Source organism: Actinoplanes campanulatus (assembly GCF_014647795.1).
Lineage (GTDB): Bacteria > Actinomycetota > Actinomycetes > Mycobacteriales > Micromonosporaceae > Actinoplanes > Actinoplanes campanulatus.
Genome location: NZ_BMPW01000019.1, coordinates 144750 through 158035, shown reverse-complemented (window position 1 = coordinate 158035; position 13286 = coordinate 144750). Strand labels below are relative to the sequence as shown.

Below are 13286 nucleotides of genomic sequence, written 5' to 3'. Positions count from 1 at the left end.
GATGCTCGCCGGCGCCGAAGCGGGCCTTATGCCGGTCGTCGGCACACGTACATCACTTCCATCGCCGCGTCCGGGATGGCGGCGGCGGCCACCGTGTCCAGCAGCGCCGGCGACACGGTCTCCCGCAGCCGCTGATACCACTGCCGGGCGCCGTCCCCGAATTTGCCGGCCAGTGCCGCGGCGACCTGGTCCGCGGGCGGCGACAGCTGCCCGACCTTCTCCTCGACCACCAGGCCGCACTCGGCCAGAACGGGCTCCAGCTCGGCGCTGTTCCACTCGTAGACGTGCACCCGGTACTGCAGCGGCCGCGGCGGCAGGCCCGGCGTTTCGGGCGTCGACAGGTACAACACCCCGCCGGGCCGCAGAGCGGCCGCGGCGTGCCGCAGGCTGGCGACGGCCAGCTCACGCGGCAGATGCTCCAGCGCTGAGGTGTAGACGGCGACGTCGAACCCGTCACCGACCGCCTCGGCCGGCCACGGCGCGGCCACGTCACACTCGACCAGCTCGATCGGGAACAGCCGGGCACCGTAGTGATCATCCAGACGGGCGATCCGGTCTCTGGCCTCCGCCAGGTTCGCCGCAGCCACGTCCAGTCCGACGTACTGCTGCAAGCCCGGGGCGTACCGGTACAGCGTCGGCAGCTGCAGCCCTCGCCCGCAGCAGATGTCCACCAGCCTCGCGCCCTGCTCAACGCGTTCGGCGACATACAGCCGTTGAGCGAGATTCATGATCCCGGAGGCCTTGACCTCGCCGGCGGGGATCGCCGTGTAGAGGTCGTCCATCTGGTTCACCGAGTACAGGCCGATCATCGGGGTACCCGGGCGCGTCAGGGTGCGCGCATGCAGGTCGTCGGTTTCCGTGCCGGTGGCGATGGTCATCGGTTCTCCCACGGGAAGATCACCCATCCTTCGACGGTGGCGCCGATGTAGGTCAGCGCGTGTTCGGGGGGTTGCGGACGCCGCCAGTTGGCGGCGTTGACGATGCAGACCGCAGTGCGGACGCGGGTGGCGCCTGCTGTGGCAACCAGCTGCGCGGTGTAGGCCATCGTGTCGCCGGTGCCGGCGATGTCATCGACGATGAGGACGTCCAGGCCGGACAGGTCGCCCAGGCTGGCCACGTTCGACACCTGCGGGGCAGGCGTCTTGGCCGCGTTCATGTCGTCGCTGACGGTGTGGACGACCTCCACGGCACGGACGGTCCGCACCGCCAGAGCATGGGCGAAGACCGTCGCGGGAATCATGCCGCCGCGCAGGATGCCGATCACCACGTCGGGAACACCGTCACTGCGGACGTTCACCGCGGTGTCGTGGATTCTGGCGACGAGTTCCTGCCAGGGCAGCAGGATCGGTGGGCCCTCAGCGGCCACGCTCATCACCCCACAGCAGCACGTGCAGCCGAGGACTGAGGTTCCAGCCGTTGGCCAGCGCCGGCTCGGCAAGGTTGCGCATCCCGGTGAGAACCGCGCTTTCCGTGGTGCCCTCAGGCATGACCCAGATCCGGCCGAGGTCCAGCTCGGCTTGTAGCTCCACCAGCTCCTGGATGTCGGCCGGCCCGGTGATGACGAACTTGAACACGGCTTTGCCGCAGTCACGAAACGCCCGCAGCGCCTTCGGCCGCAGCCGCCGGTGCACCGGCACTCCCGACCCGCTCAGCTTCGGTGACACGTTGAACGTGCCGACGGCAGCGATCAAACGTTCGTCGGGCGCGATGGTGCCGTTGGTTTCCACCTCCACGCGGCGTCCCGCGCCGGCCAGCTGAGCCGCCAAGGCGCCGAGGCGCTGCTGTTGCACCAGCGGCTCTCCCCCGGTGATGACCACCAAGTCGGTGCCCTGGCTGACCACCCAGCTCGCCACCTCAGCGACGGCCATCTCGGTGGCCTGCTCCTCACGGTTGAAGCGATCCCAGTCCCAGGTGTACGGGGTGTCGCACCAGCCGCAGTCGAGATTGCACCCGGACAGCCGCACGAAAAGTGCCCGCTGCCCCGCCGAAGGTCCCTCACCCTGCAGAGTGGGCCCGAACAGCTCGGCGACCCGCAGCGTCGACCTCGAAGTAGGCAGGAGGTCAGTCATGCTGCTCTCTCCGGCCGGAATTCGGCCCACGAGGATGCAGTCTCGCTGACACGGACGACGAACAGGTTGCCGGGAATGGCGGGCTCGAGTTCGGTGATGAACCACTGCGCCAAGACCTCGGCGAGGTTCTCGCTGGTCGGCGCCACCGTCATGACCTCGTTGAGATGGCGGTGATCAAACGCTTCGGCCAGGTGCTCCTTGAACGGCGCCAGGTCACCGAAGTCGGTCACGAAACCCGGCTCGACAAGGTCCTCGGCGACGAGCGTGACCTCGACGGTGTAACTGTGCCCGTGCAGGCGACCGCACTTGTGGCCGTCGGGGAGTCCCGGCAGCTGGTGGCTAGCCTCGAAGGTGAAGCGTTTGCCGATCCTGTGTCCCACGGAGGGCTCCTCGTCCTGAAAGAGGTGATGGGCTACGACGACAGCCGGCGCTGCCATTCCTCTCGGCGGGCCGGGTCGTCAGCCAGAACTCCTCTGTTGGTGGTGGTGTCGGTGACTGCACCGATGGCCCGGGCGCCGCGCAGGCTCATGCACAGGTGCTCGGCGCGAAGGCGGACACCGACCCCCTTCGGGTCTAGCTGTTCCACCAGCCAGTCCGCGATCTGCTGCGTCATGGCTTCCTGGGTCTGCAGCCGTCGGGCGTAGAGCTGAACGACCCACGCCAGCTTCGACAACCCGACGATGCGGTCCTTCGGGGCGTAGGCGATCGTGGCCTCGCCGATGAACGGCAGCACATGGTGTTCGCAGAGGCTGAAGAACGGGATCCGATCCACGACCACGAGCTCGTCGTAGCCGCCCGCGTTATCGAACGTGGTCGGCTCGAACGACGGGGCTCTGAGCATCTCGGTCAGCGCGCGAGCCATCCGGGCGGGAGTGTCTCGACGATGGTCGCTGTCCATGTCCAGGCCGAGAGCGGAGAGCAGTTGAGCCGCAGCGGCCGTCGCGCCCTCCAGATCCACCGGGCGAGAAGCGACGCGGCCGTTGTCCGTAACCGCGGCGAGGGATAGCGCTGGTGACGTCACGGCTGTACGACCTCCTATGGATGGGCGTGCCTGTTACACCCTGACGACGGATCGCTTCTGGCCGCGTCGCGCGCCTTAGCGCACCTACGCCGGCTCTTCGGGCGGCCATCGATCGCCATTGTGTTCCTCCACCATCCGGCAACCGGACGAGGGCGGGAACGCCATCCAAGGGGGAATTTGGTGGGAATCTATGGGGAATCTACGCGGCGAAGTTCATCGTGAACTGCAGAAACACGGCAACGGTCGGACCGCATAGTGATCATGGATATCGATCTGTTCGGCATCCTTCGGCGCTCGGCCGACGGCGGTCTTGACGGCAGTTCGGCGTGTCGACGCAGGGGATTTCGACCGAGCCGGCCGTCACGATTCGGTCAGCTGGCGCAGGTGCTCACCGAAAGAGGTCACGAGGCTGCCCAGAATCGCCTTGCCTTTTTCCGCTGTCCCGGCGGAGGGGCGGCCGATCACACCGCTGCTCGTGTAGGCAGCCATGCCTTCGATCAACAAGTGAGGCCGCGCGTTTGACCGATGATCGGCAGATTCGAAGCCGTCACGCAGGGCTCCGGGCGCGACTGCTTGCAAGATGGACACCTCGAGTTCGCCGGCGTGCATGTCTTCATGGTCGTCCGTCTCGAGTTCGGCATCCTCTCGTGCCTTCCGCCAGTCGTCTCGGCTCGGAAACAGAGTCATGGACTTGGGCGTCACCGCGTTCGCGGACTGGACCACGTTGCTGAGGAAATAGTTGCCACCGTGACCGCTGATGATCGCCAGTTTGCCGATGCCCTGAGCGGTGAGGCTGACCACCACGTCCTCGATGACCGCACTGACGGTGCGGTGGCTCAAGCTGATGGTCCCTGGCCATGCAGCGTGCTCGTGCGAGCACGACATGGTGATGGGCGGTAGCACGAACACGTTGTACACCGCTGCCAGGCCATCGGCTATGGCTGAGGCGACGATCGTGTCGGTGGCAAGGGGAAGATGCCGACCGTGCTGCTCGAAACTGCCGACGGGCAGAAGGGCGATCTCTGGCCGGCGGTCCCGGATGTCCGCCGTGGTGGCAAGGGTGATCAAGTCCATGATTCCGATACTGACAGTTGGGCGGCAACGGCCGCGCTGTGCTGTTGGAGGAACCTGTCGACGAGATCAAGTCCACGATGTGCTCTCAACGTCACCGCGACGGTGAGCAGAGCTTGCGTGACCCGGGCGGAATCCGCCGATCGTGACAGTGCCAGCGCCTTCAACCCTGCCTCAGCGCTCTTCTCGGGATGGCGTGGCGCGTGCGTTTCTGCGAAGTAGGCGTACCAGATCCCGCGGTCAATAGATCCCGCTGGCTGCTCGTCCGCCAGGACATCCGTCAGGAGTGCCGCTGCTTCGTGATGGTTTCCCAGCAGGTAGTGACACCGGGCCCGGATCCCGTCGATGTACCGCGTGTCGCAGTGTCGGGAGATGTGGTCCTCAGGCGAGGTCGAACCGGCTTTCACGTTGTGATGGGCGATCTCCAGGGCCTCCAGACCGGACTCGTTGCCAGCCAGTGCCAGTCCTTCGGCCAACCTCGTCAGGCACAGCGCTTGAGTGCGAGTCGGTAGGGGACCGTATCGCAGCGCTTTGCGAGACAAGGCCACCGCGGAGGTGGGATCGCCGGCGTCGAGCGCTTGCTGGCTCTGCCTCATGAGCACGTACGCCGTCACCACGGCGTCGCCTGCGGCTTCCGCGCGGTGGTGGGCTCGGCGCAGCCAGTCATCGCCGGGAACGCCGTTGTTTGCGCAGATCCAGCTCATGAATTCAGACCATCGGGCATCCGCGACGGCGAGGGGTTCTGCCAACGCGGAATCCTGACGGCGAAGTGCTTCCAGACTCTGCATCTGCTTGGCTGCCAACGGCCGGACCGCGTTCCACCCCAGGTTTTCAGCGATTGACGCGAGGTTGTCCAGCAAGACCAGCCATGGCCCGCTCACAGGCCCGCCAGCAGCGAAGGCTGCAAGCGGATCAGTCCCTTCCGGTACGCCAATTTCATCGAATCGTGCAGCCGAGAGGGAATCTGCCGACCGAGCAAGATGCTCGATGCGCTCCGCGGCAGCCGCCGATCCGGTGAAGGTCGCACGTGAATTGACAAAACCCAGATCCGCGTCGGTTGCAGCGCCGAGAACCTTCTTGAGCGCTGCGCGCCGTTCGGACCCTGGCCAGGTAACCACGCCTCTTTCGATCTTACCGATATCGTTGTCGTTCAAGGAGTGGCGAGGCGTCAGATATTGGTTTGCCGCGTCTGCGACTTCCTGCCGCGTGAGCCGGAGGCGTGCGCGTGCCACGCGGAACCGTTCATTCCGTTGAGGGTCGGTTCGCGCCACGCCGCTCCTTCCCGGTCCGGATGGCGTCGGTCACAGTCCGGAAATGGTCCCAAAGACCACACGAACCGCACAACCCGCTGAGCAAGACGGCCCAAGGCGAAGCACAATACGCCTGCCGTCGCCTCACCGGGTGAGTGAGGCGACGGCAGGGCGATCAGACGACGGTCGGCCGGTCGTTGCGGTCGACCTCCTCAGAGTTCTGCACGAAGGTCTGCTGAGAGACCGGCTCGAGAATCGCGGTCTCATGAAACTGCCGGAGCGTGGTCGATCCACAGCTGATCATCGTCGACCGGATCTTGGCGAGGGTGACCTTCACATTGTCGGCCAGGGCGCCGGCGTAGTTGACGTACCCGTCGACGCCCTCTTCGAAGACCATGTCACCTTGCCCGTACCGGGCAGCGTTGCGCGCGCGGGAACTTCCTTCGCCCCAATACTCCTTGAGGACCTGACCGCCAGTTCCCCGGACCTTCGGCGCTGGGCTCTCGTCGAATCGGGCGAAGTATCGCCCGAGCATCAGGAAGTCCGCTCCGAACGCGAGCGCGATCGCCATGTGGGAGTCGTGGATGATGCCGCCGTCGGAGCACACCGGCACGTACATGCCGGTCTTCTCCGCGTAAGCATCGCGGGCGGGGACGATCTCGGCCAGAGCGGTGGCCTGGCCGCGGCCGATGCCTTTCTGGTCACGGGTGATGCAGATGGATCCGCCGCCGATGCCGACCTTGACGAAGTCGGCGCCGGCCTCGGCGAGGTAGTTGAAGCCGCGGGCGTCGACCACGTTGCCGGCCCCGATCCGGACGCTGTCGCCGTACCGTTCGCGGACGAACTCGACGACGCGGTGCTGCCACACCGAGAAGCCGTCGGAGGAGTCCAGGCAAAGCACATCGGCACCGGCGTCGACCAGCGCCGGGATGCGGTCCTCGTAGTCGCGGGTGTTAATACTGCAACGGCACTCGGCTGGCGGAACGTATCGATGATCGGCTCGTTGCCTGTTGTGTGACGGCGATCGAGGTTGATCAGTGGTCGGGTGAGCTGGACCGGTTGTATGCCCGGTTCTCGGGACGGTTCACCAGGTCAGAGCCGCGGCGGCGGGCTCGGCAGTATCTGTCCGGGCTGGTCGCGGGCCTGGATCGTAAGAACGGCTGGACTCTGGCGGAGCGGGCCGGTGATCTGTCGCCGGACGGGATGCAGCGGTTGTTGCGGTGGGCCGATTGGGACGTCGACGCGGTTCGTGACGAGGTCCGGGACTACGTCGTCGAGCATCTCGGTGACCCGGCAGGTGTGCTGATCATCGATGACACCGGCTTCCTGAAGAAGGGTGTGAAGTCCGCCGGTGTTCAGCGGCAGTACTCCGGCACCGCCGGGCGGATCGAGAACTGCCAGATCGGTGTCTTCCTGGCCTATCGATCTGAGCGGGGGCACGCGCTGATCGACCGGCAGTTGTATCTGCCGGCGGCGTGGACCGGTGATCGGGGCCGGTGCCGGGCTGCGGGGATCGCGGACGAGGTCGGCTTCGCCACGAAGATCGAGATGGCCCGGCAGATGCTCAAAAGAGCGTTCGCGGCCGGGGTGCCGGCCGCGTGGGTGACGATGGACGAGGTCTACGGGCAGGCCAGATCGTTGCGGACCTGGCTGGAGGATCACGACCGGGCTTATGTGGTCGCGACCCGATGCAACGACGAGGTGGCCACCACGAGCAGGGGCCGGGTCCGTGTCGACGAGCTGATCGCCGGCCTACCCGGACGGGCCTGGTCGAGGGTTTCCACGGGCGCTGGTGCTCATGGGCCGCGGGAGTACTGGTGGGCACGGGTGCCGATCGGCGTGTCCTGGCGGCCTGGCCGCGGGCACTGGCTCCTGGCCCGGCGCAGCATCAGTACCGGCGAGCTGGCCTACTACGTCTGCTACGGCCCGCGGAAGACCCGACTGATGGATCTTGCCCGGATCGCCGGGACCCGGTGGGCGATCGAGGAATGCTTCCAGCAGGCCAAAGGCCAGGCCGGTCTCGATGAGTATCAGGTCCGTGACTGGCGGGCCTGGCACGCCCACATCACCTTGTCGATGGCCGCCTACGCCTGGCTCGTCGTCGCCCGAACGTTGACCGCGCAACAGCAAACGACAGTGAAGACGGCATGATGATCGGCTACACGGTACCGGAGATCCGGCGCCTGCTGGCCGCACTACTCGTCCGCCCCCACCAGCCCAAACACATCTGGTGGTGGTCACGGTGGCGACGACGCCGCCAACACCAAGCCCGCCTCAGCCACTACAAACGCCGCGGCTACCCATTCCGATGAAGTGCCGTTGCAGTATTAACGCCGGCGCCGACGCGGAACCGTTTGTCGGCGTCGACCGACTCGTTGCGGAATTGCTCGTGCAGTTCGTAGTCGCGGCGTTGCACCAGGGCCGTCAGCTGACCGGTGGTGTCGAGAATGGGCAGCACATCCTGGCGGGAGTCCCAGAGCAGAGAGTTGGCTTGCTCCAGCGACGTTCCCGCGGGTGCCGTGACCAGATCGGCGACCGGCAGCATCCGCGACTCGACGCTACCGCTGGGCTGGTGCCGGTGAAAGTTGTAGTCGCGGCTGGTCAGAAGGCCGAGGAAACGCCCTGAAGGTGTTCCGTCGTCGGTGACGACGACGACGTCCAGACGGCTTTCCTTCATCAGCAGATCGGCCTCATGCAGCGTGGCCACCGGCTTGATGTTGACGTCGTTGTGCCGAAAGCCAGCCTTGTGCCGCTTGACGGTCGCCACCATCGTGGCCTGGTCGTCGATCGGCTGGTTCTGGTGAAGGAAGGACAGACCGCCGACCTGAGCGAGCGCGATGGCCAGCCGGGGCGAGGACACCGCGCCCATGATCGCGCTGACAATCGGCGTCGCGACGCGGATCGGCGACGGTTGCCCGACCGGATGCCGGACCAGAGGCGCGGACATATCTACCCGTTCGGGTGTGCAGGTTTCGCCGGTGAGATTCGGTAGAAGCAGAAACTCACCGAAGGTGCGGGAGGTGTCGGACAGGATCCGCACTGCTGCACTCCTTGACTGTCGATATGCTGATGTTTGCGCTGGTGAACCTATAAACGGGTGAATCTAGCAGCCATAGCTGATCGGGAAGACTCGCACATATCACCCGGACGGATGGTGGTGTTCGACGGAACACGACCCGCCGCCTGGTAGCCGACAGAGGGTCCTGTCTGGAGGGATCGCTGGTGGCTGATGACACTGGTGTCTGTTGCCAGTCCCACTTGCCGCATCCGCGCTTTCTCCTGATGCACTGGTGTGATCGCCGCTCTGAGAACCTCAGAAGGTCCGATACGAATGGGTGACGTCATTCCGGTATGTGGTGGCTTGCCCTATCATGTCGCCATGCGTGTTCTCGTTGTCGGTTCCGGTGGGCGTGAGCACGCCCTCGCCGCAGCCCTCGCCGCCGACCCGTCGGTCACCGCAGTGGCCGCGGCCCCGGGCAACCCCGGGATGGGCCGACTCGGTGAGCTGTTCACGGTGAGCCCTACCGACGCCGACGCGGTGGCCGACGCAGCGACCGTGTTCCGGGCCGATCTGGTCGTCGTCGGCCCTGAGGCTGCGCTGGTCGCCGGTGTGACTGACGCCGTCCAGGCTGCGGGCATCGCCTGTTTCGGCCCGACGCGCGCCGCCGCAGAGTTGGAAGGCTCCAAGACGTTCTCCAAGGACGTGATGGCGGCCGCCGGTGTCCCCACTGCTCAGTCCCACTCCTGCACTACCCCGGAGCAGGTAGCTGCGGCGCTCGACGAGTTCGGCGCCCCGTACGTGGTGAAGAACGATTCGCTGGCCGCCGGTAAGGGTGTGGTGGTCACCGATGACCGGTCGGTGGCGCTGGAGCACGCCGCCGGCTGTGGCCGGGTGGTCGTCGAGGAGTTCCTCGACGGTCCGGAGATCTCGTTGTTCGTGGTCACCGACGGCACCACTGCGGTCCCTCTGCGGCTCGCGCAGGACTACAAGCGTGTCGGCACCGGCGACACCGGTCCGAACACCGGCGGGATGGGCGCGTACGCACCGATCACCTGGGTCGGCGACGATCTGGTGTCCGACGTTCTGCAGTCCGTCGTGCATCCGGTGCTGAAAGAGATGGCCGGTCGTGGAGCTCCGTTCGCCGGGCTGCTGTACGTCGGGTTGTGCCTGACCAAGCAGGGGCCGCGGGTCATCGAGTTCAACGTCCGGTTCGGCGACCCGGAGGCGCAGGTCCTGCTGCCACTGATGCGGACCAGCCCGGCCGAGCTGTTCTACCGCGCTGCCACCGGCACCCTGGACCAGCTGGAGCCGCTGCGCTGGCACGACCAGGCGGCAGTCACGGTGGTGATCGCGTCGAAGGGCTATCCGGAACAGCCGAGTTCCGGTGACGCCATCACCGGCGCAGAGGGTCCTGGCTACCTGCATGCCGGTACCCGCCTCACCGAGGGCGGGCAGCTGGTAACCACCGGCGGCCGGGCAATCTGCTGTACCGCGCTCGGCGACACCCTTGACGAGGCCCGAGCTGCCGCGTACGAGCTGGCTGGCCGGGTAACCCTCGATGGTGCGGTCATGCGTACGGACATCGGCCTGCCGTCACCGTTGACCGGGCAGCGGTAGCCCGCTGGCCGTCTGGCAGATCACGAGATCGTCGTAGTCGAGCCCGGTGGCGTCGAATGCTGCGGCGATGTCGTGGCCGGGCCCGAGGCCGATGTTGGTGTTGATCTCCAAGGCGGTGACGCCGTCCGGGCCGACGATGAAATCGGTGCGCGACAGCCCGCGGGCGCCGACGGCCCGGTGTACCCGTGCCGCATAGGTGCGGACCTCGGCGTCGACGGACGGTTCTAGCCTGGCCGGAGCCCGTTTCGGGTTTCGCTTCCAGTCGGCGTCCATGACCAGGTCGCCGTCGAGGAGGTATTCCAGTGGGGCGACGGTACGGACCTGCCCGAGCAGGGTTACTGCGCCGACGGTGATGATCCGGCCCCGCCGGTACGGCTCCACCACCAGCTGGCCGCCGCTGTCGTGCACGATGCGGGCGGCGTCCTCGACGGAGCCGGCCCAGTGCAGGCCTTCGCTGGCGTTGCCGTCGTCGGGCTTGACGACGAAAGCGGTGGCACCGGTCCGGGCAGCCAGCTGCGCTACCTGCGCACCGACAGGCACCCCGCCGTCGAGGAGCAGGTAGTCCAGGGTGGGCACCTGCTCGCGCCGCATCAGCTCTTTGATCAGGCTTTTTCGTTGCGACAGGATGTCCACGGACGGCGGGTGGCCGGCCCGGCGGGCGCCGAGCGTGTCCAGGACAGCCGGGACGAGTCCGCTGCGGTTGAGGGGGCCGTGGGTGAACTTGACGACCACCGCCGCGGCGCTGAGCGCCTGGGCCGCGGCCGGGCGGTACAGCTCGTGCACGTCGGCGAACCTGACTTCGTTCACGGTGACATCGCAGCCCGGCAGCGTCTGGGCGAATCCGGCCAGCTCGGCTGCCTCGATCGGTGACGGCTGTTCTCGGGCGAGCAGGCATACCGTGCTGCCGGCCAGCAGTTGCCGGGCGGTGGCGATGGCTTGCGTGGTGATCGGTGCCGGGTCAGATGCTGCGGGCGGGGATGTCACGGGTTACCTCCCTGGCTGGGATGCCGAATGACACAAGCGCGCCGTCGTCGTTGACGCGGGTTGTGACTCGGATGTCTGCGGCCGGGCTCCGCAGCCGTAGTCCGTGCTGCGGTACAGCGGGGCCGGGCCAGGGCGACTGCGGGATCTGGGTGGCGGTGAGGAATGTGGTGGCGGCGGTCAGGGGCAGGCCGGGGTGCCAGCGGCCGAGGTAGACGGTGCGGGCGGCAAGGACGTCCGGGCCGTCGGCGGCGACGACAGCCAGCTTCGGTAGGTCTCCGGCGACGGGCAGCCCGAGGTGCTGCTGCACCTGGGCGATGGCGGCCGCGAACGGGCGCAGCAGCCCCGGGTCGGCGGGCCCGTCGAGGCGTAGCAGCTCACCAGCGGTCAAGCCCGCCTCACCGGCGTCGAGCAGCACGTACGGGTTGTTGACGTGCAAGGCCAGGATGCCGCGGCTGCCTGGTGTAGGCAGCTGTACCGCGGCGGGTTGGACCGGTCGCGCCGGCTGCACCGCGACGTCGACGGTGCGTTCGTCGGCGGGTGTCGCGGCCAGGGTAAGGCCGGTGTCGACGTTTTCCAGCGTCATGGTGGTGCCCGGCCGGGCGACGGCGGGGTAGGCCGAGATCATTGAATTGACGCAGTCGCGGCCGGTTCGCGCGGCTCCGAACATCGATTCGGCGGGTCCGATGATCTGCAGGAACCGGCAGATGAACCGGTCGGCGCCGGTGGGGGCGACGACCAACGCCTTGCTGAACGGGATCTGCTGTCGCAGGCTCGGATACCAGCGGCGCAGCAGCAGTTCGCAGTCTGCTGCCGCTGGTAGGTCGGGGACGGTGAACACGGCGGTGGGGCCGGGAGCTCCGACGGTGGTGTTGACGCTGACGGTCGCGCCGATGGCGCGGCGGGTGCGGTGCGCCGCCGTCACCGTGCGAATCCCAGCTGAGTGAGCGCATGTGTGGTTGCTGCGCCGAAAGCGTGGCACCAGCGCGGATGCACCGTGGGGTGGGAGCCGACGTTCGTCCCGTTCATCTCGATCGGCACGGCCCGTGCGTCGGTGCGGCGGATGACGAAGTCGACGCTGCCGTACGCGAATGGCCCGCGGCCGTCGGGATCTTCGGTGGACTGGCTCGCGGTGGCCCAGATCGCGGTGGCGTGTTCGCACAAGCGGACCAGGTCATCGGGGGTGAGGCCGAGGGCGGTGAGTATCTGCGGGTCGGTTGCCGGGAAGAATCTTGGGCCGGGGATCGCCTCGGTTACCGGGGCAGCGTTGAGGTTCGTCAACGCCGCTGCGGCGGTGACCGACCCGGTGTCGGCGAGGGGCAACTGCGCGCGGCGGACCATGCCGGGTAGGCCGCGAAGTCCGTCGGAGGTCGGGTCGTAACAGACGAAGATCCGCAGGTCGGTGACGCAGCCATTGAGGCGGGCCGCTTCGGTGAACGGGGTGACGATCAGTGGGAACGGGGCGGGGCTGCCGTACTTTCGGGCCAACGCGGCGGAGATCTGCTCGACGACGTGGGCGGCTGCGTAAGGCCCGCCGCGGCGGGTGATGTCGTCCCGGTCGACAAAGGTGACACCGGTCCCTTGCGATGCGCTGAACGGGCGGATGACGGCGGCACGGCTGCCGTCGAGAGTCCGTTCGAGCGCGCCGGTGAGTTCCTCGACCGTTGCCACGACGATGGTGTCGAGGGCGACGATGCCGGGCTGTTGCTGGCAATAGGTGGCGAAGTGGTGGGCTTGCTGGCCTTTGTGGGCGGCGAGAAGGCTCCCGTTGATCAGCTGGGTGTCCAGAGGCCAGCTGGGCTGGTGCGGGTCCAGGTCGAGGATGCCGTGCCGCCACAGGTAGCCGGGGGCGAGTTCACTGATGACGGCGTCGATCTGCCGGCCGCGCATCTGCAGGTGGTTGTCGACGATGCTCAGTTCGTCGGCGGCGTCTTCGAACGGCAGGAACAGCACCACGTCGGTGCCGTCGAGGAGCCGGTCGACGTCGGGGTGGGCGAGGCCGAGCGGGGTCACGACGTGGTAGCCGGGGTTGGCGCGCAGGAAGTGGTCGGCGCAGTTGGCGCGGTCGACGCAGTCGGCGGTGCCGGCCGGATACGGCCACAGGATCGTCGCCGCATGCGCCGAGACGGTGGCCGCCGCGGTGGTGGTGATGGGTGCGAGCGACTGGTCCCAGCATCGCCGGGTCAGGTCGGGGTCCTGCAGTTGTCCGACGAGTTCTTCCGAGGGTGTGGTTCCGGTCGGCTGCGCGGCCCGGAACAGGGTTTCACGCACAGGAT

14 protein-coding genes are annotated in these 13286 nt (G+C 67.3%); 2 read left to right on the top strand and 12 right to left on the bottom strand.

All coding sequences use genetic code 11. The features are described 5' to 3' along the window. Positions 1-26: 26 nt before the first annotated feature. The 8 genes from IEZ13_RS32220 to IEZ13_RS32185 form a co-directional block, all read right to left on the bottom strand. The gene (locus tag IEZ13_RS32220) at positions 27-878 is read right to left on the bottom strand and encodes a class I SAM-dependent methyltransferase (protein ID WP_183223229.1); all 852 of its coding nucleotides are present in this window, start codon (positions 876-878) and stop codon (positions 27-29) included. Further along, positions 875-1372, bottom strand: a complete 498-nt coding sequence (locus IEZ13_RS32215; protein ID WP_183223227.1) for a phosphoribosyltransferase — start codon at positions 1370-1372, stop codon at positions 875-877. Before IEZ13_RS32215 ends, IEZ13_RS32220 begins: the two co-directional genes overlap by 4 nt. Beyond that, on the bottom strand, positions 1356-2069 hold the full coding sequence (locus IEZ13_RS32210; protein ID WP_183223225.1) for a 7-carboxy-7-deazaguanine synthase QueE: 714 nt from the start codon (positions 2067-2069) through the stop codon (positions 1356-1358). Before IEZ13_RS32210 ends, IEZ13_RS32215 begins: the two co-directional genes overlap by 17 nt. Then, complete coding sequence (locus tag IEZ13_RS32205) at positions 2066-2449, bottom strand: 6-pyruvoyl trahydropterin synthase family protein (protein ID WP_229795323.1); 384 nt, start codon at positions 2447-2449, stop codon at positions 2066-2068. The genes IEZ13_RS32210 and IEZ13_RS32205 overlap by 4 nt, the downstream gene beginning before the upstream one ends. A 32-nt stretch (positions 2450-2481) precedes the next feature. After that, positions 2482-3027: a GTP cyclohydrolase I gene (gene folE / locus IEZ13_RS32200; protein ID WP_229795322.1), complete on the bottom strand. Its 546-nt coding sequence runs from the start codon at positions 3025-3027 to the stop codon at positions 2482-2484. A gap of 423 nt (positions 3028-3450) precedes the next feature. Beyond that, complete coding sequence (locus IEZ13_RS32195) at positions 3451-4164, bottom strand: creatininase family protein (protein ID WP_183223220.1); 714 nt, start codon at positions 4162-4164, stop codon at positions 3451-3453. Next, entirely contained in the window at positions 4155-5432 is a 1278-nt protein-coding gene (locus IEZ13_RS32190) for an NsdA family TPR-like regulatory protein (protein ID WP_183223218.1), read from the bottom strand. The genes IEZ13_RS32195 and IEZ13_RS32190 overlap by 10 nt, the downstream gene beginning before the upstream one ends. Positions 5433-5586: 154 nt before the next feature. After that, positions 5587-6369 carry an IMP dehydrogenase gene (locus IEZ13_RS32185; protein WP_268240171.1) on the bottom strand — a complete coding sequence of 261 codons (783 nt, stop codon included), beginning with the start codon at positions 6367-6369 and terminating at the stop codon, positions 5587-5589. 65 nt (positions 6370-6434) lie between these two features. On the opposite strand from IEZ13_RS32185, the gene IEZ13_RS32180 reads away from it, so the two are divergent. Continuing rightward, positions 6435-7562, top strand: a complete 1128-nt coding sequence (locus tag IEZ13_RS32180; protein ID WP_183223491.1) for an IS701 family transposase — start codon at positions 6435-6437, stop codon at positions 7560-7562. A gap of 145 nt (positions 7563-7707) precedes the next feature. Here IEZ13_RS32180 and IEZ13_RS32175 read toward each other — a convergent pair whose 3' ends face one another. Next, positions 7708-8451 carry an IMP dehydrogenase gene (locus tag IEZ13_RS32175; protein WP_183223216.1) on the bottom strand — a complete coding sequence of 248 codons (744 nt, stop codon included), beginning with the start codon at positions 8449-8451 and terminating at the stop codon, positions 7708-7710. 339 nt (positions 8452-8790) lie between these two features. On the opposite strand from IEZ13_RS32175, the gene purD reads away from it, so the two are divergent. Continuing rightward, positions 8791-10029: a phosphoribosylamine--glycine ligase gene (gene purD, locus IEZ13_RS32170; protein WP_183223214.1), complete on the top strand. Its 1239-nt coding sequence runs from the start codon at positions 8791-8793 to the stop codon at positions 10027-10029. Here purD and IEZ13_RS32165 read toward each other — a convergent pair. Genes IEZ13_RS32165 through IEZ13_RS32155 form a run of 3 tightly spaced genes read right to left on the bottom strand, consistent with a single transcriptional unit; the run spans position 10006 to position 13281 of the window. Next, on the bottom strand, positions 10006-11013 hold the full coding sequence (locus IEZ13_RS32165) for a D-alanine--D-alanine ligase family protein (RefSeq protein ID WP_183223212.1): 1008 nt from the start codon (positions 11011-11013) through the stop codon (positions 10006-10008). The two genes, purD and IEZ13_RS32165, sit on opposite strands and share 24 nt — an antisense overlap. Next, positions 10988-11935: a hypothetical protein gene (locus IEZ13_RS32160; protein WP_183223211.1), complete on the bottom strand. Its 948-nt coding sequence runs from the start codon at positions 11933-11935 to the stop codon at positions 10988-10990. Before IEZ13_RS32160 ends, IEZ13_RS32165 begins: the two co-directional genes overlap by 26 nt. Next, positions 11932-13281, bottom strand: a complete 1350-nt coding sequence (locus IEZ13_RS32155; protein WP_183223210.1) for a hypothetical protein — start codon at positions 13279-13281, stop codon at positions 11932-11934. Before IEZ13_RS32155 ends, IEZ13_RS32160 begins: the two co-directional genes overlap by 4 nt. Between the last annotated feature and the right edge of the window lie 5 nt (positions 13282-13286).

Coding starts and splice junctions, on each gene's coding strand:
- IEZ13_RS32215 (WP_183223227.1), bottom strand. CDS start 1,372: ATGAGCGTGGCCGCTGAGGGCCCACCGATCCTGCTGCCCTGGCAGGAA.
- IEZ13_RS32195 (WP_183223220.1), bottom strand. CDS start 4,164: ATGGACTTGATCACCCTTGCCACCACGGCGGACATCCGGGACCGCCGG.
- IEZ13_RS32210 (WP_183223225.1), bottom strand. CDS start 2,069: ATGACTGACCTCCTGCCTACTTCGAGGTCGACGCTGCGGGTCGCCGAG.
- IEZ13_RS32220 (WP_183223229.1), bottom strand. CDS start 878: ATGACCATCGCCACCGGCACGGAAACCGACGACCTGCATGCGCGCACC.
- purD (WP_183223214.1), top strand. CDS start 8,791: ATGCGTGTTCTCGTTGTCGGTTCCGGTGGGCGTGAGCACGCCCTCGCC.